The organism is Streptomyces sp. NPDC004732 (assembly GCF_040609235.1).
Lineage (GTDB): Bacteria > Actinomycetota > Actinomycetes > Streptomycetales > Streptomycetaceae > Streptomyces.
Genome location: NZ_JBEXJR010000015.1, coordinates 125,390 through 141,243 on the forward strand (window position 1 = coordinate 125,390; position 15,854 = coordinate 141,243).

Annotated in this window: 14 protein-coding genes; 7 read left to right on the forward strand and 7 right to left on the reverse strand. The window is 67.5% G+C overall.

What is annotated here, in order from left to right; genetic code table 11:
• Nucleotides 1-25 precede the first annotated feature (25 nt).
• The 4 genes from ABZV77_RS35535 to ABZV77_RS35550 all read right to left on the reverse strand — a co-directional run bounded on the left by ABZV77_RS35535 (nucleotide 26) and on the right by ABZV77_RS35550 (nucleotide 3,135).
• A complete protein-coding gene (locus tag ABZV77_RS35535; RefSeq protein WP_356266272.1) occupies nucleotides 26-559 on the reverse strand; it encodes a cupin domain-containing protein in 534 nt (177 codons plus the stop codon).
• Between the two features lie 140 nt (nucleotides 560-699).
• Entirely contained in the window at nucleotides 700-1,605 is a 906-nt protein-coding gene (locus ABZV77_RS35540) for a sulfotransferase domain-containing protein (protein ID WP_356266274.1), read from the reverse strand.
• A 71-nt stretch (nucleotides 1,606-1,676) separates the two neighbouring features.
• The gene (locus ABZV77_RS35545) at nucleotides 1,677-2,468 is read right to left on the reverse strand and encodes a class I SAM-dependent methyltransferase (protein WP_356266275.1); all 792 of its coding nucleotides are present in this window, start codon (nucleotides 2,466-2,468) and stop codon (nucleotides 1,677-1,679) included.
• Between the two features lie 109 nt (nucleotides 2,469-2,577).
• Nucleotides 2,578-3,135, reverse strand: coding sequence for an adenylyl-sulfate kinase (locus tag ABZV77_RS35550; protein WP_268772645.1), 558 nt, complete (start codon nucleotides 3,133-3,135; stop codon nucleotides 2,578-2,580).
• 309 nt (nucleotides 3,136-3,444) lie between these two features.
• Here ABZV77_RS35550 and ABZV77_RS35555 point away from each other — a divergent pair, with 309 nt between their 5' ends.
• Nucleotides 3,445-4,359, forward strand: coding sequence for a LysR family transcriptional regulator (locus ABZV77_RS35555; RefSeq protein WP_356266277.1), 915 nt, complete (start codon nucleotides 3,445-3,447; stop codon nucleotides 4,357-4,359).
• Nucleotides 4,360-4,366: 7 nt separating this feature from the next.
• Here ABZV77_RS35555 and ABZV77_RS35560 read toward each other — a convergent pair whose 3' ends face one another.
• Nucleotides 4,367-5,944: an MFS transporter gene (locus ABZV77_RS35560; protein WP_356266279.1), complete on the reverse strand. Its 1,578-nt coding sequence runs from the start codon at nucleotides 5,942-5,944 to the stop codon at nucleotides 4,367-4,369.
• A gap of 22 nt (nucleotides 5,945-5,966) precedes the next feature.
• Nucleotides 5,967-6,329, reverse strand: coding sequence for a nuclear transport factor 2 family protein (locus tag ABZV77_RS35565; RefSeq protein WP_055563924.1), 363 nt, complete (start codon nucleotides 6,327-6,329; stop codon nucleotides 5,967-5,969).
• Nucleotides 6,330-6,707: 378 nt separating this feature from the next.
• Here ABZV77_RS35565 and ABZV77_RS35570 point away from each other — a divergent pair, with 378 nt between their 5' ends.
• Genes ABZV77_RS35570 through ABZV77_RS35580 form a run of 3 tightly spaced genes read left to right on the forward strand, consistent with a single transcriptional unit; the run spans nucleotide 6,708 to nucleotide 9,756 of the window.
• The gene (locus ABZV77_RS35570; protein WP_356266281.1) at nucleotides 6,708-7,199 is read left to right on the forward strand and encodes a hypothetical protein; all 492 of its coding nucleotides are present in this window, start codon (nucleotides 6,708-6,710) and stop codon (nucleotides 7,197-7,199) included.
• The gene (locus ABZV77_RS35575; protein ID WP_356266283.1) at nucleotides 7,196-8,296 is read left to right on the forward strand and encodes a phenazine antibiotic biosynthesis protein; all 1,101 of its coding nucleotides are present in this window, start codon (nucleotides 7,196-7,198) and stop codon (nucleotides 8,294-8,296) included. Before ABZV77_RS35570 ends, ABZV77_RS35575 begins: the two co-directional genes overlap by 4 nt.
• 29 nt (nucleotides 8,297-8,325) lie before the next feature.
• Nucleotides 8,326-9,756 (forward strand): aldehyde dehydrogenase family protein, encoded by a 1,431-nt coding sequence (locus tag ABZV77_RS35580; RefSeq protein WP_356266366.1) that lies wholly within the window; start codon nucleotides 8,326-8,328, stop codon nucleotides 9,754-9,756.
• 43 nt (nucleotides 9,757-9,799) lie between these two features.
• Here the strand turns inward: ABZV77_RS35580 and ABZV77_RS35585 are convergent, their stop codons facing one another.
• Nucleotides 9,800-10,984 (reverse strand): ParB/RepB/Spo0J family partition protein, encoded by a 1,185-nt coding sequence (locus ABZV77_RS35585; protein WP_356266285.1) that lies wholly within the window; start codon nucleotides 10,982-10,984, stop codon nucleotides 9,800-9,802.
• Nucleotides 10,985-11,462: 478 nt separating this feature from the next.
• Here ABZV77_RS35585 and ABZV77_RS35590 point away from each other — a divergent pair, with 478 nt between their 5' ends.
• From ABZV77_RS35590 to ABZV77_RS35600, 3 genes are all read left to right on the forward strand, one after another.
• Nucleotides 11,463-12,368 carry a LysR substrate-binding domain-containing protein gene (locus ABZV77_RS35590; RefSeq protein WP_356266287.1) on the forward strand — a complete coding sequence of 302 codons (906 nt, stop codon included), beginning with the start codon at nucleotides 11,463-11,465 and terminating at the stop codon, nucleotides 12,366-12,368.
• A gap of 403 nt (nucleotides 12,369-12,771) precedes the next feature.
• The gene (locus ABZV77_RS35595; RefSeq protein WP_356266289.1) at nucleotides 12,772-14,505 is read left to right on the forward strand and encodes a DUF262 domain-containing protein; all 1,734 of its coding nucleotides are present in this window, start codon (nucleotides 12,772-12,774) and stop codon (nucleotides 14,503-14,505) included.
• A 46-nt stretch (nucleotides 14,506-14,551) separates the two neighbouring features.
• Nucleotides 14,552-15,808 carry a type II toxin-antitoxin system HipA family toxin gene (locus tag ABZV77_RS35600; protein ID WP_356266291.1) on the forward strand — a complete coding sequence of 419 codons (1,257 nt, stop codon included), beginning with the start codon at nucleotides 14,552-14,554 and terminating at the stop codon, nucleotides 15,806-15,808.
• The last annotated feature ends 46 nt before the right edge of the window (nucleotides 15,809-15,854 follow it).

Consider the following 15,854-nt stretch of genomic DNA (forward strand, 5'->3'; position numbering starts at 1 on the left):
GTCCCCCCGTCCTCGTCCCCCATCCTCATCCCCCATCCTCATCCCCCGCCTCCATCCGCAACGGCTCCCCCACCCGGCACAACTCCCGAATGAGTCCGGCCCGCCCCGGATACCGTGCGCTCAACTCCCCCGCGTCCCCGCCCTCGTAATCCTCGGGGACGAAACCGGGCGCCATCGTCGTCCCGAAGAGCGCCCAGCCGTGCCGCCCGCCGTCGGCGGGCACGCGCGCGCCCATCCACGTGCCCGCGGGGACGACGAGCTGCACGTCGCCGCCGGGGCCCAGTACGGCGATGCGGTCGGTGCCGTCGGGGGCGAGGAGCAGCAGTTCCAGGGCGTCGCCCTCGTAGAAGTGCCAGACCTCGTCGGTGGGCAGCCGGTGCAGGGCGGAGAAGTCGCCGGGGGCGGTGGTCAGGAGGACGACGATCGCCGAACCCGCGGGGCGCCCGTCCGCGTCCGGCGGCCCCACCCAGGTCCGCCGGAAGAGTCCGCCCTCCACCGGCAGCGGGCGCAGCCCGTGCCGCGCGGCCACCTCTTCTGCTGTTTCGACTGTCTCGGCCATGATCGATCGCTCCCCGGTCCAGGAGCGTCATAACCCCGGAGCTCGCCATTCCGGAAAGCCGCGGAGGGCCGGGCCACGAAATGACTCGTGGCCCGGCCCTCCGCGCTGAACGTGCCTGCTGAACGTACTGCTGAACGCGCCTACTGCGTCGGCGTCGCGTCGTACCCGAAGCGCGCCGCCATGTCGACCAGACCCGGGTGGGCGAAGCGTTCCCGCAGGTCGCCCTCCCCGATCCACTCGCGCCACTCCCCCACCTGACCGCGCCGCATGATGCGCGCGTTCTTGGTGGTGTCGCCCTCACCCGCGGACGCCGCGTCCTCACGGGCCCGCATCGCCTTGAAGGAGCTGCGCTCGGCCGCCTGCTCGACCACCTCGGGCGGCACCGCGAGCCCCAGGGCCGCGAGCATGGCGGTGATGGCGCCCACGGGGTGGGACTTCAGGTCCTCGAACCGTACGACGGCGAACTTCGAGAAGTCCGGCGCCGATTCGAGCCAGCTCCGGTAGAAGCGGGCCCAGCCGGGGATCGAGGGCTCCCCGTCCCCGAGCCTGACGCGGTCGAGGAAGTCGGGGTAGGTGAGCTTCCCGATCATGTCCGCGGCGTCCGGTATCCAGGAGCCGCCGAAGGAGGAGAACCACTTGTACGACGAGTAGATGGTGTCGCGCGGGTCCCGCACCACCAGGATCGCCGTGTTCACCGAGGACTCCGCGAACACCTCCGGGTAGAAGTGCGTCTTGATGAACCTCTTTGCGACGGCCCCGCTCGCCGCCCGGTCCAGAGCCGCCTGGCTCTTCTCGGACGTGGCCGCAAGACGCTGCCGGTAGTAGTCGAGACGGTCCTCCACCGACTGCGCCACACCGTCGGCCTCTTGGGGCGGCTCGACGTACGGGTCGAGGTAGTCGAAGCCGAGCTCGAACACGATGTTGGCCACGAGCGCCTGCCCGGAGCCCGGGTCACCGGCCACGACGATGTCGTGCTCGCCCAGCAGTCGCGCACTGCGCCGGGCCAGTTCGTCCGGACGCAGTTCCCGGGCGGAGTCCTCGGTCATGTCAGAAGTCCTGTCTCTCCCCCGCGGCCCCTCGGCCGAAGGCGTCGGTGCGGAGTCGGAGCGGTGGCGGGTCACTTCTTGGCGCGCGCCGCGACCGCCCTGGTCAGGTAGGTGACCTCAAGCTTCTTCGCGTCGGCGAGGCGCTCGCGGATGTAGTCGAGGAACTGCTCGAACTTGTCGACGCCGAGCTGCACCCGTACGTCGTTCACCGACTGCCACAGGCCGATGTAGTGGTCGATGCTCTGCTCGACGGAGTGCCTGCCCTCCAGCACGACGACGTCGTCGAAGCGCGGGCTGGCGTTGAACTTGTCCGACAGCTCCTTGACCATCTGCGGGTGGGCCGAGGTGATCCGCTTGCGCTCGCCCATCAGGCGCTTGAGCTCGTTCTCGATGTCCACGAGCACCGGGTTGACCTCGATCAGCCGCGGGTTGTAGAGCGCGACGAACCAGCCGCCGGGACGCAGGACACGGCAGAACTCGGCGGTGCCGACCTCGAAGTCGACCCAGTGGAAGGACGACGCCATGCTGATGAGGTCGGCCGACCCGTCATCGAGTCCGGTCTTCTCGCCCTGGCCCTTGCGCCAGGTGATCGAGTAGCCCTCGGAGTCCGAGATGCCCTCGGCGCGCATGTTGTCGTTCGGCTCGACCGCGGTGACCGAGCGGAATCCGCCGTCCGCCACGATGCGGGTCCACAGGCCCGTGCCCGCGCCGACGTCGACGGCGTCGAGCTCGGCGGCCGGGCGGCCCACCAGGCCGATCAGCGCGTCCCGCACCGAGGTCGCGTAACCCTCGCGGTACTTCGAGTAGTCCTTCGCCAGGTCGGTGAAGTCTCCGTGCTTGAGCTTGGTCGAAGTCGTCGTCATGCGGGGCACAGCTCCTTATATGTTCGCTGAAACGCTGAATCAGTAACCGTGAAAGCCAGGTGAGCCAAGTGAGCCAGGTGAGGCTCTATGAGCCCTTGGAATTCGTGCCTCACGCCACGGCGGACGGCAAACGCTGCTCGTGCGCGAGTCGAATCATGGTGGCCGCGGCCTTCGGATCGACATCCCCGTAGTTGGTGACCACGAGATCGGGATCGGTCGGGAACTCGGCGGACTGCCCGATTCCGACCACGTCCTTGTCGTCGTTCTCGCTGTAGATGCCCTTGCTGTCCCGTCGCTTGAGTTCCGCGACGGGCACGTCGAGCAGCACCTCGAAGTAGTCGGGCTGGTTCTCCCGGTTGTGCCGCTGCACCTCGTGGAAGAGCGAGATGGTCGCGACGACCACGAGATGTCCCTGTTCCGCGAGCAGTTGGGAGAGTCGTGCATAGGTCATCGATGTCTTTATCCGGCTTTCACGGTCGAAACCGGAGGTCATCATGCCCAGTGCGGTCCGCACCTCGTTGCCGTCGAGCAGAATCGGCTGTCGGCCGCGCTGGAGCAGCTGGCGGACCAGTTCGCGGGCGACCGTCGTCTTGCCGGCCTCGGCAAGCCCGGTCACCCAGATGACCGCGCCGCCGGAATCGGCGCCTCCAACTCCCGTGGTTCCCATGGATGGCTCCCCTCAGTGGACGTACGGTGGCCCGCTCGGCGCGGACGAACTCTTCACAGCACGACTTCGCTGCTGTAAAATTCCTCAGAAAATTTTGGCACGCAAATTCAGCATGCATTACTCGGAAAATCTCGAGTATCCCCGTGAAAAAAAGGCGACTGCCTGGCCGTTGAATGCGCCGTTGAATGGTCGCTCTTTCCGGCGTTCCACTCGGTCGAGCGGACACTGATCGAGCGACCCCGTCAGTATTGTCCCGGCGTTTACCGGGCGTCCAATATCTGTTCGTACTGAAGCCTAGATCGGTCAGTTATGGAGATACGCCAACTCGAGTACTTCGTCGCTGTCGTCGAGGACGGCAACTTCACCAGAGCGGCGGCCAGGGTCCATGTGACACAACCGGGCGTGAGCGCGCAGATCCGCCGACTCGAACGGGAATTGGGGTACGAACTGCTCGACCGGTCCGGACGCACGGTCCGCCCCACCGCCGTCGGTGAGGCCCTGCTGCCCTACGCCAAGGCCGCGCTGGCCGCGATCCGCAACGCCAGACTCGCGGTCGACCAGGTGGCGGGGCTACTGCGGGGGCAGGTGAACGTGGGCATGGTGACGGTGGTGGCGTCGCTCGACGTGCCCGGCATGCTCGCGGAGTTCCAGGCGGAGCATCCCACCGTGGAGGTGGCACTGCGCCAGGGCAGCACCGACGACCTCGTCGACGCACTGAAGGACGGCGAACTCGACATGGCCTTCCTCGGCATGGCCGTCGAGCCCCCGTCCTTCCTGCGCACGGAGGTCATCCTCGCCGACCCGCTCGTCGCGGTGCTGCGCGCGGACGACGAGTACGCGGAGCGGGATTCCCTGCTGCTCAAGGAGTTGGCGTCCCGTCAGCTGATCTCGCTGCCGAGCGACAGCGGCACCCGGCGCCAGCTCGACAGCTCCCTCGCCACGGCGGGCATCGACGCGCCCATCGCCTTCGCGGCCAGCGATCCGCAGGTCCTGGTGGACATGGCCGCCCGCGGTTTCGGCGTGGCGATCCTGCCGCGGGGGGCGGTCAGGTCAGCGGGCGACGATCTGCGACTGATCCCGTTCCGCGACCCGGACATGCACGGGCGGCTGTATCTGGCGTGGCCCGACGACCGGACGATCGATCCCGCGGCGCAGGCGGTCATCCAGCATGCGCTCCACCGCATTCAGGAACGTAACGCCCCTGCCGCCGAGCCCGGACCCTGACGCATCGTCACTTCACGGGCTCAGGCTCGCCCGCCTCGACACCGGCGTCACCGGCGCCACCGGCGTCCTGCGGCGGCGGCTTGGCGGCCAGGAAGTCCTTGGTGCGGATCAGGAAGAAGGCGAACACCGCTCCGGCCAGGGCCAGTACACCGGTGATGATCAGCAGGTCGTTGAGCGCCTCCGCGTAACCGGAGTGCAGCGCGGCGGCGACCTCGTCCCGCATCGACGCCGGCACCTTCTCGCCGAGCCCCGACACATCGCCGTGCTCGACGGCGGCCGCGACGCCCGGGGCGCTGCTCGCCAGCTCCGGGATGCCCGACAGGTTCCGCAGGACGTCGTCGTGGAGCGACGCCGTGAAGATGGAGCCGAGGATCGGGATGCTGGCGGCCATGCCGACCTGCCGGAAGGTGATGTTGATGCCCGACGCGGTGCCCGACCGGTCCGGCGTGACCACGCCGACGGCGGTGGAGGCGAGCGGCGGGTTGACGACGCCGCTGCCGATACCGGCCACGACGAAGCCGGGGATGAGGTGGGTCCAGCTGCTCGACGCGTCGTTCCCCGACATGAGGAGCAGGCCGATGCCGACGAGAAGGAGACCGGGGCCGATCAGCCACTTCACCGGCAGCTTGCTGCTCAGCCGTCCCGCGACGGTCGACGCCACCAGGGCGCACACGCTGATCACCAGCAGGCGCACGCTGGATTCGAGTACGGAGTAGCCGAGGCCGTTCTGCAGGTAGAGGACCAGGTAGAGGAGCATCGCGAACAGCGAGCCGTTCATGGTGAACGCGGCGATCGAGCCGCCCACGAACGTCGGGGTGCGGAACAGCGACAGGTCGAACAGGGGCTCCGCGGACCGGAGTTCCACGATCAGGAAGGTGACCAGGAGAGCGACGGCCGCACCCAGCCACATCACGACGTCGGTGTTGCCCCACTCCGTCTCACCGGCCCGGATCAGACCGTAGATCAGCGCGACCAGACCGCTGGTGAACAGGACGAAGCCCGGCCAGTCCAGCTTGAGCCTGCCCCGCGCCGGGGACTCGTCGACCTTCCACAGCGTCACCGCGATGGCGACGATGCCGAGGGGAACGTTGATGAGGAAGATGCCGCGCCAGCTGATGTTGGCCGCGATCAACCCGCCGAAGACGGGCCCGAGTCCGGAGGCGAGGCCCGTCACCGCGCCCCAGACGCCGAAGGCGACGCCCCGCTCCTTCCCGGTGAAGGTCCGGGCGAGCAGCGCCAGCGACGTGGCGTACATGACCGATCCGCCGATGCCCTGTGCGGCACGCGAGAGGATCAGCATGAGGGGGGAGGAGGCGACACCGCAGAGCAGCGAGCTGACGGTGAAGACGGCGAGGCCCACCATGAACAGCTTGCGGTAGCCGTAGCGGTCGGCCAGCGAACCGCCGACCAGCAGCATCGCGGCGAGGGTCAGCGAGTAGGCGTCGACCACCCATTGCGCGTCGGCGAAGCTGCTGTCGAGTCCGGTCTGGATCTGCGGCAGGACGACCGTGACGATGGTGGCGTCCAGCAGGAGCATGAAGGTCGACGCACAGACGACCACCAACGTCCACCATCGCTTGGCCATGGCTGATCTCCCCCGGAGTCGGTTACTTGGGCTGGATGAACTCGGGCTGGTCGAGGATGCGCAGCCACGAACCGTCGGGCTGACGGCGCACGACCTGGGCGCGCGCACCCGTGCCGTCCTTCGGCGGGGTGGACGTGAGCGCGATGTCACCGTTGATCAGAGTCGGAAGGGGCTCCTCCGGCTCAAACTTGGGGTTGCGCGTCATCGCCATTTCCCACAGCTTGCGGATGGCCTCGCGCCCCTGGGTGATCTGGCCGGGCGGGAAGGCGACCACCGCGTCCTCCGCGTAGAGCTCCGCCACGCCGGTCGCATCGCCCTTGTTGGCGCGCTCGACGAACAGCCGCGTGATGTCTTCCGGCTTGTAGGCCTTCTCATATTCGGACACAGGGGAGCCTCTCGTTCAGAGCTGATTTCCAGCACCGTCAAGCTTGGCTGCGGGGATCTGGCAAGTCCAACTCCCCTTACTTCTGGCAACCAGAAGCAATAGATCTGGTTCGGAGAACCAGGACGCCTGCCAGGGGGCTGCCGACGACCGCCGGGGGGACTGCTACCGACGACCTCCGGGGGGACTGAGGAATTCCTCAGTCGCCACCTCGGCGTCCGGGCCGAACGCCCCGTACGCTCACTGGCTTCCTCCCCTCCCTCTCTCCTCCCTCCCTCTCTCCCCCCTCCCTCTCCCCTCCCGCCCTCTCACACCGAAGACGGAGGCACCCATGTTCAGTTACGCACCGCACACGATCAGTCACGTCTTGCGAGCACTGCCATGAGGGTAGACGTCGCCTGGTGGCACCTGGACGGCACGCCGCAGACCATCGAGTCCATGCGTGCACATCTGCGCGACCACACGCTCGACCACTGGACCCAGGTGCCCGGCCTGCGACTGAAGATCTACTTCGCGGACCGGGAGCAGAACCGGTGGGGCGCGGTGATGCTCTGGGAGACGGACGAGCGGCCACCGCTGGACGAGCTGCCCCCGAACGCCGCCCTCGCGCTGATCGGGCGGCCCCCGGACATACGCGCCACTTTCGAGGCGGAGGGCACGGTCGAGGGACTGCACGACCTGGCGTCGCTGCAGGCCCTGGGCCCGGCTTTCGCCGGGACAGCGTCCACCGGAACAGCTATCACCGGAACAGCCATCACCGGGACACCCGTGGCGGTGTTGACACCCCCGAACGGCCCCGGTTCCAATGCCACGGTTCTTTCACAAGAGAAAATGTCGGGCGAAAAGCCGGGAAGGACAACGACAACCACATGACGTCGCATACCTGGGACATCCTCGACCTCCCGCCCGGCGTCCGGCCCGACCCGGACGAATACATCAGGGCCGCGATGGAATGGCACTTCGGTCCCGACACCGGCTCCCCCTACTGGCTTGAGCGCGCGAAGTCCCTGGACTTCGACCCGCGGACCGACATCTCCTCGGTGGCCGACCTCGTACGTTTCCCCAATGTCGCCGCCGAACTCCGCACGGTCCGCGCCGAGGACCTGATCCCGCGCGGCTACGGCGAAAACCCGGACGTACGCGGCGTGTTCGAGAGCGGCGGCACCACCGGCGCCCCCAAACGAGTCGTCCTGCACGGCGACTGGCGCCGACGGCTGCTCCACTGGACCGGCGAGCAACTGGACGCCCACGGCTTCCCGCGGGGCGCAAACTGGCTGGGAATCGTTCCCAGTGGCCCGCACATCGTCGGTGAGTTCTTCCGGGGTTCGGCAACCACGCACGGCAAGCACGGATTCACCATCGACCTCGACCCGCGCTGGGTGAAGCGCCTGATATCCGGGGGCCGCGGCGGCGAGGCCGACGACTACGCCGAGCACGTCGTCGACCAGGCGGCGGACGTACTGCGCTCGCAGCACATCGGCATCCTCACCGTCACCCCGCCGATCCTGGACCGGATCGCGCGCCGCGACGAACTCGTGGAGCTCATCAACGAGAAGGTCAGGGCGATCCGTTGGGGCGGCACACAGCTCGACCCCGACTCCCGCCAGGTGTACCGGACGGAGATCTTCCCCGACACCGTCTTCTCCGGGAACTACGGCAGCACGATGATCCTCGGCTTCGCCGGGGAACGCCCCGGCCTCGGCGACGACGACCCCTGTGTCTTCGACACGCTGAGCCCGTACGTCACCTTCTCGGTCGTCGACCCCGAGACGCTCAGGCCGGTCCCGTACGGGGCGCGCGGCCGGGTCGTGGCCAGCCACGTCAGCAAGTCGTTCTTGCTCCCCAACAACCTCGAACGTGACCTCGCCACGCGGGTCGAGCCGCTCGACGGCGGCCCCGGCGACTCCGTGGCCGACATCGCGCCGGTCAGCAGGTTCGAGAACGAGGACGTGGTGGAGGGCGTGTACTAATGGCACCCACCCCGACGCCCCCCACCCCGATGACGCCCGCCCAGGACGGCAATACGGGCGCCCAGGACGGCACTACGGGCAACCTGGTGCAGGAGCTGGTACAGCTCGACGCGCTCGGCCCGCGCGGCGGGTTCCGCGCCAGGAACCGCCAGGTGGTCACGGACGTGACCGGCCGCCCCGCAGCCGAACTGAGCCTCGTACCCCCGCCGTTCGTCAGCCGCACCCACTCCGCGCTCCGCCGCGCGGCCCCCGCACCGGCCGCTGAGCGGGTACGCAGGATCGCCGCCGCGGCCGACCTGTTCGCCACCGGCACCGTCGCCGGGCTGAGCGTGGCGGAGTACCGCCTCCTGGTCAGCCGCGTCGGCGGCGTCCCGCTCACGGAGGTCACCTCGGCCGTCGAGCGGATCGCGGAACGGCTCCGGGACATCGCGACCGGCATCGCCCAGGCACGGCCCGCGGGCGCGGTCACCGACTGGCGGGACCCGCTGGTCAGGAGCGGCCGCGCCGTCCACACTCGGCGCGGCGACACCTTCGCCGTGCACGCGGCGGGCAACCACCCCGGCACCCACAGCCTGTGGCCCGAGGCGCTCGCGCTGGGCTTCCGCGTCGCGGTCCGGCCCTCCCGCCGCGAGCCGTTCACGCCGCACCGGCTCGTCTCCGCGCTACGCATCGCGGGCTTCGGGAACGACGAGATCACGCTGCTGCCCACGGACCACGCAGGCGCGGATGCCGTGCTGCGGGGCGCCGATCTGGGCCTGGTGTACGGCGGCGAGGACGTGGTCCGCAAGTACGGCGCGGACCCGACCGTCCTGCTCCAGGGCCCCGGTCGCTCCAAGGTCCTGCTGACGGCCGACGTGGACTGGCGCGACCACCTGGACACCATCGTGGACTCCGTCGCCGGGCGCGGCGGTACGGGCTGCGTGAACACGACGGCCGTCCTGGTGGAGGGCGACCCGACGCCGCTGTGCGAGGCGCTCGCCGAACGGTTCTCGGCGCTGCCCAGCCTCCCGCCGGACCACCCGAAGGCGGTGCTGCCCGTACAACCGGCCGCCGGTGCCCGGGCGCTCGCGGAGTACGTGGGGCGCCGTGCCGCGGGGGCCCGGGCCTGGCTGGGCGCGGACACGGTGGCGGACGAGCTGGGTGACGGCAGCGCGGTCCTGCGCCCGGCCGTCCACCAGCTCGACCGCGCCGACGCCCCTCAGCTGGGCGCCGAACTCCCCTTCCCCTGCGTCTGGGTGGCGCCCTGGCGCCCGGCGGACGGAATCGCTCCGCTGCGCGACAGCCTGGTGCTCACCGCGCTGACGCACCAGGAACCGCTGCTCGACGGGCTCCTGGCGGAACCGTCCATCGCCAACCTGTACGTCGGCGACCACCCGACCCACTGGATGCGGCCCGGGCTGCCGCACGACGGCTACCTCTCCGATTTCCTGATGCGCACGAAGACGGTCGTACGAGACTGAAGTCGCCCCCGGTACGACCGGCTACCGCCGGTTTCCCCCGGCGTCACCGCTGTCCGGCACGACTGTCCACTTCCTGTGCGACGTTGAGCCAGACCTCTCCGCAGGCGCGCGCCACGTTCGCCACCATGTCGACGCAGTGGGCCGGAACGCTCTCGATGAGCCGGTTCCACTCGTCGGGGGGCAGCGTGGCCGCGTCGAGGAGCCGCAGCAGCAGACGGCCGGAGTCGGTGAAGCGGATGGAGGGGTCCCGCTTCAGGATCGGAATGAGGTCGGCGGCGGCGCTCAGGTCCGCGTCCGCAGGGGTGAGCCGCGCAGAGACGGGCGATGTAACGGCGGAATCGGAGGCGACCCGGGCCGTCAGAGCCACGGCACCCACCGCACTCCCAGCCGCATCTCCCACCGACATGGCCCCCACAGACCCCCTGGACCCCACGGACCCCACAGACTCCACTGTTCCCACGCCTCCCCCCTCCCCCACCGCTCCCAGGGCGGGGACGGCTGTGAGGTCGGTGAGGTCGGGCGCGTCCTGGTGGTGCGGCGAGGGAACGAGCCGCGGCCGCGCCACCACCCCGAGCCCCTGATCCCCCTCCGCCAACTTCCTGCGCACGTCACGGGCGGTGGAACGGGAGACTCCGGCGGCCCCGGCGATCTGCCGCAGCGTCGCGTCGGGGTGGGTCCGGATGAACTCGCCGGTGGCGGCACGTGCACTGCTGCTGTCGACCGGCCGCGTCCGGCCGTCGCGCCCGATGCGCACCGGCGCGGCGGGCAGATCGTCGCCGAGCCTGCGCCGGATGCTCCCGACCGTCTTGGGCGAGAGACCGGCGAACGAGGCGATCATGCGGTCCGACCACTGCGGGTGGGAGTGGATGATGCGGGTGGCCGCGGCGTTGCGGTCGGCCCGTGTCAGGGGCAGCCCGTGGGTGGTGTTGGCCTGGACGGCCACGATGAACACGTCCGGCTCGTATCCGTCGAGAAACCGGACGGCGATCTCCCGCTCACCGCGCAGCACGGTCGCCCGCAGGCGGTGCATACCGTCGATGACGCGCATCGTCGGCCGGTGGACGAGGATCGGCGGCAGGTCGGATCCGGCCTCGGCCAGGACCCGGACGTGGTCGACGTTCTCACCGACCAGCCGCGGTGAGTCGGCCGACCACAAGAGGTCGACGGGTATCCGTTCGACCGGCAGTGAATGCGGCCGTATTTCCCAAGGCTTCTTTTCCGCTGCCACCGCTGCCACGGCTCCAGCAGCTTCCTCGGCTTCCTCGACTTCCTCGACTTCCCATGCTTCCGTCGACTCGCTCGCATACATGAACCCGTCGCCCCCTGTTCAGAGTTCGCCTGTCTGCATCGACACGCAACCGTCGCCCCCGCGAAGCGGAATCAATAATTCCCACCGGCTTGCTCAGAACATGCTTCATGGAATGCGCAGAATGGGCGCCGCGCAGGGCAGAAACGGAACTCGTGACAACGCCGGAACCTGGAATAGTTGTTTACTTAAATTACCGCCCAGGTACCCCGTGGGGCCACTGTGACAGCGACCACGCCCGCCACACTCACACACTTTCAAGCCAAATTCCCCAATTAGCTTGACAGCCAACCTCCCCACTCACACCCCAACCCCCCTCCGCCAAACCTCCATCTCCCCTCAAGCGGAATTTGACCAGAAGCCGAACGAATACCATCACCGATTACTAGAATCACGAGCCATGGAACTCAGGCAGCTCGAATACTTCGTCGCGGTGGCCGAAGAGGAGAACTTCACTCGCGCCGCGGAGCGCGTGCACATCAGCCAGTCCGGAGTGAGCGCCCAGATCCGGCAGTTGGAGCACGACCTCGGGACTTCCCTGTTCGACCGCTCCGGCCGCAGCACCCGACTCACCCCCGCCGGAGTGGCCGCACTGCGACACGCGCGCTCGGCCCTCGCCGCCGTGGACGCCGTGCGTCAGGCGGTCGACGAGGTGAACGGCCTGATCCGGGGCAGGCTCGTGGTCGGCATGGTGACGGCATGCACGGTCACACCGCTCTTCGACGCACTGTCCGCCTTCCACCACCGGCACCCCGGCGTGGAGATCACCCTCCTCGAAGACACCTCCGACCGCCTCCTGGAACGACTGCGCGCGGGCACCGCCGACATAGCGCTGGTCAGCACCTCCGGTTCCACCCCACCGGGCCTGGAGGCATACGAGATCATCCGCGAGCCCCTGGTAGCCGCGATGCCCGTCGGCCACCCGCTCTGCGAAAAGCCCGAGGTGACCCTCGAAGACCTGGCCCGCCACTCGGTGGTGAGCCTCCCGACGGGCGCCGGGGTACGCAGAGTCTTCGACGACGCCTGCGCCGCGGCGGGCGTCCACATGGAGATCGCGTTCCAGGCAGGCGCCCCCAGCGCAATCGCCGACCTGGCCATCCGCGGCCTGGGCGTCGCCATCCTCTCCGAGTCCCTGGTGGCCCAGCACCGCCCCCGCCTGACCACCCGCAGGATCGCGGACATCCACACGGAGCCCGTCCTGTCCCTGGCCTGGTCCACCACGGACAACCCGGCCCTGCGCCAACTGATCCACCACTGCCACGAGTCCTTCACGCGCCCCGCTCCCATCCCGGAGCCGATCGCCTGACCGAACACAGAAAACCCCAGGTCAGAGTGAATCTGACCTGGGGTTCCAGTTGAGCCGCCTTCGGGATTCGAACCCGAGACCTACGCATTACGAGGGCTGACAAGGTCGTCCCGGGTCATGTTAGGCGCTGCCATCGAATCCTCGTTGCTGCGTGTCAGCGGCCTATCGGGCCCCGTCTGACGACCGCTCCAGCGGATGTCAGCCTGTCCGCTCACACAGTGCTCACGCCCCTCGTCCGGCCCTCCGCTCGACGGAATCCTCGAGCACGGATTTGAGAAGCCACGGCTGTCAGGGTTCCGTGGGCTTGTAAATCCGGCAGATCGACCGAGACAGAGCGTGAAACAATCGCCTTGCCGCAGGTCGCAGCCGATCTGGATCACCCCACATGCCCTTGGAGACATCCATGACGACCAGCCCCGGAGGGCTTGAGGCACAACCTACCGCCACCACTTACGAACTCGGAGATTTGATCCCGCTCGCCTGGAGCGGACGGATCCGCGTACCTCACTTTCAACGCGACTTTCGTTGGCAGAGCCAGGACGTCCTACGCCTGTTCGACAGCATCGTCAAGGGCTACCCCATCGGCAACCTGCTGTTGTGGGTGCGCAGGCAGCAGTCGGAGGATTTCATGTTGGGGCGGCTACAGCTGACGGCGCCCGCGCACGATGAGTCTTTGTGGGTCGTGGATGGTCAGCAGCGTCTCACGAGCCTGGCAAACGCCCTGAGCCCTGAGGGTCATCAGTACAAGCCCTTCAACGTGTACTACGACTTGGCCGCGAAAGAGTTCGTGGAAAGCCCGCAGTCGTCGGAACCGCACCACATCGCACTGCCCATCCTGTTCGATCTAAAGAAGCTGCTCACCTGGTTCCGGACAGACGGTCTGACAGCTTCTGAGTACTTCGACGAAGCCGAGCGGGTTGCCACTGCCCTGCGGCAGTACAAGGTCCCCGCTTACCTTGTGCGGCAGGACGACAGAGCTGTTCTAACCGACATCTTCGACCGCATGAACAACTTCGGCCGCAAGCTAAACCGAGGCGAGATCTTCTCCGCGCTGTATTCAGGCGAGGAGAAGGGCGCTGACGAGCGTCTGACGCTGGCCAAGATCTCGGACAACGTCGCGGCTCGGACCGGCTTCGGCAGCATCGATATCGGCACTGTCCTGGCGTCGGTATTGGCACGGCGCGGCCCCGACCCGATGCGAGACATCCGCGTGGAGTTCTCGCTGACGGGGCGCCGTACACAATCAGAGTTCCCCGATGAGGACGAGCCCACGGCGTTCTCCCAGGGCGAGGAAGCGCTGGTTCGGGCGGTCGACTTCCTGATCCGGGAGGCCGGGGTGCCTCACATCTCCCTGCTGCCCTATAGGGCCCTGCTCGTGACTCTTACTCGCTTCTTTTCGCACTTTCCTCATCCGCGCCCTAACAATCTCCGATTGCTGCGGCGGTTGTACTGGCGACTCTCACTCGTCGGCCCCATGGTCTTCAGGGGGAGTTTCACACAGTTCAGCCGCACACTCGGCGGGAAGATCCGGCCGGAGGACGAGGAGGGCTCACTCCACGCCATGCTGGACACCATCTCTGACGCGGACCCGGTACTGCCCAGCGCTGAACGCTTCCGCACCAATGAAGCAACAACGAAAATCATCCTGAGCGCCTGGTGGTCTCTGAGTCCCCGCTCACTGACGACGGGAGAGGTCCTGGACGCGCAGAGTCTCAATGCTCTGCTGGAGCAGGACAGGACCGCAGCAAACGCCGCGCCAATGATCTATCCCCGGTTCGGTGACGCGCGGGCTAGGCTGTCGCCCGCTAATCGTCTGTTCCTGCCCACTGGTGTGGATCCCGTGTCCGAGCTCCCAGCAGCACTCGCCATGCAGCCACTAGAGATCGACGATGAATCCTGGGACGCTGTCCTCGCCTCGCACCAACTCGACCGAGATCTCGCCGCGCTGGCGGAACAGGATCGCGGCACCTTTCTGGCCATGCGCCAAGAACTCGTCCGCAAACAGTTGGGCGATTTCATTCAGCGTGCTGCCGAGTGGAACTACGAGGACACTCCCTCACTGGATGCGTTGGATCTGGACGATGAGTTCGACGAAGTCGAAGAGACCGATGTCCCCTCCGCTCCCGAGGGGTACTGACCACCGCTTCGGGAGCCACCAACGAACGAAACGGACTACTCGGACGATGGGCGCCCTCCCCGAGACCTACTATGCGGTTCTCCTTCACGGACAACGCGTCGGAACGCTGTGCCAGAAGGGGGACTACACCCGATTCGTAATGAATGAACGCTATCTGGAGGACCCACAGCGATTCGTCCTCGGCCTGCGGTTCGAGGAGAACCTCAGAGCGCCATACGCATCGGCACTAAGGCTGCCCAAGTGGTTCTCCAATCTCCTACCCGAGGGCCCTCTGCGCGAGTGGATCGCCGACGACCGAGGAGTCTCCCTCGACCGAGAGATGGAACTCCTGGCACAGGTCGGCCACGACTTGCCAGGAGCCGTCCAAGTTCTTCCGGCAGAAGGACCTGAAGACGGTTGGGAGTGGCAGGACCACACCGCAGGTAAAGAACAGTCGCCAGCAGGGGCAGCCGACTCTCCTTGGCGGTTCTCTCTGGCGGGAGTGGCTCTGAAGTTCTCCATGCTTGCCCATGGCGACCGGCTGACAACGCCAGCTGCCGGAGAGCTCGGCGACTGGCTGGTCAAGTTCCCCGACTATAGGCATGCGGACGTACCGCGCAACGAATTTGCGATCATGTCGCTCGCTAAGACAGTCGGGATCGACACCCCCGAAGTACGCCTGCTCCATCGCGATCAGCTCGAAGGGCTACCTGACCGTATGTGGCCGAACTCCGAGGAATGGGCCTATGCCGTACGACGATTCGATCGTGCTGAAGACGGCATCCGATCGCGGATCCACATTGAGGATCTTGCGCAGGTGCGAGACAAATACCCACAAGACAAATACCTGTCGACCTTCGAGACTGTCGCGGCAATTTCGTACCGAGGGCAGGACGTTGACTCTCTCCGCGAGGCCGCACGCCGAATCGCGTTCTCCGTCGCCGTCGGAAACGGCGATGCGCACCTAAAAAACTGGTCACTCATCTACCGTGACGGCCGCACCCCCTCACTGTCCCCGGTGTACGACTTGGTATCGACAGCCCCCTACGCGCCGGGTGACGAGCCGGAGGACCTAGGGCTGAAGTTCGGCGGCAGCAAACGCTTCAGCAGCGTGAGGCTCTCCGCCTTCAAACGGCTTGAAGGCGCGTTGGACCGACGGTTCGGCGCCTGCGATGCCCATCTCGCCGCTGTGGCGGAGGACACAGTACGAGCAGTCCGCGAACACTGGCTCGCCCACGAAGAGGCGCTCGCGACCAATACCCCACTCCGCGAGGCAGTGGGCACCTGGATCTCCCAGGCCACAGCTCGCCTGCTCGACAAGTAGCGACACTGGGCGCGGGCTACCAGAACAAGAAACCCGGCTCAGACTG

What these genes read in the sequence shown, in the direction of transcription:
- ABZV77_RS35535 (WP_356266272.1), bottom strand. Translation starts at nt 559, where the DNA reads ATGGCCGAGACAGTCGAAACAGCAGAAGAGGTGGCCGCGCGGCACGGG.
- ABZV77_RS35540 (WP_356266274.1), bottom strand. Translation starts at nt 1,605, where the DNA reads ATGACCGAGGACTCCGCCCGGGAACTGCGTCCGGACGAACTGGCCCGG.
- ABZV77_RS35545 (WP_356266275.1), bottom strand. Translation starts at nt 2,468, where the DNA reads ATGACGACGACTTCGACCAAGCTCAAGCACGGAGACTTCACCGACCTG.
- ABZV77_RS35550 (WP_268772645.1), bottom strand. Translation starts at nt 3,135, where the DNA reads ATGGGAACCACGGGAGTTGGAGGCGCCGATTCCGGCGGCGCGGTCATC.
- ABZV77_RS35555 (WP_356266277.1), top strand. Translation starts at nt 3,445, where the DNA reads ATGGAGATACGCCAACTCGAGTACTTCGTCGCTGTCGTCGAGGACGGC.
- ABZV77_RS35560 (WP_356266279.1), bottom strand. Translation starts at nt 5,944, where the DNA reads ATGGCCAAGCGATGGTGGACGTTGGTGGTCGTCTGTGCGTCGACCTTC.
- ABZV77_RS35570 (WP_356266281.1), top strand. Translation starts at nt 6,708, where the DNA reads ATGAGGGTAGACGTCGCCTGGTGGCACCTGGACGGCACGCCGCAGACC.
- ABZV77_RS35575 (WP_356266283.1), top strand. Translation starts at nt 7,196, where the DNA reads ATGACGTCGCATACCTGGGACATCCTCGACCTCCCGCCCGGCGTCCGG.
- ABZV77_RS35580 (WP_356266366.1), top strand. Translation starts at nt 8,326, where the DNA reads ATGACGCCCGCCCAGGACGGCAATACGGGCGCCCAGGACGGCACTACG.
- ABZV77_RS35590 (WP_356266287.1), top strand. Translation starts at nt 11,463, where the DNA reads ATGGAACTCAGGCAGCTCGAATACTTCGTCGCGGTGGCCGAAGAGGAG.
- ABZV77_RS35595 (WP_356266289.1), top strand. Translation starts at nt 12,772, where the DNA reads ATGACGACCAGCCCCGGAGGGCTTGAGGCACAACCTACCGCCACCACT.
- ABZV77_RS35600 (WP_356266291.1), top strand. Translation starts at nt 14,552, where the DNA reads ATGGGCGCCCTCCCCGAGACCTACTATGCGGTTCTCCTTCACGGACAA.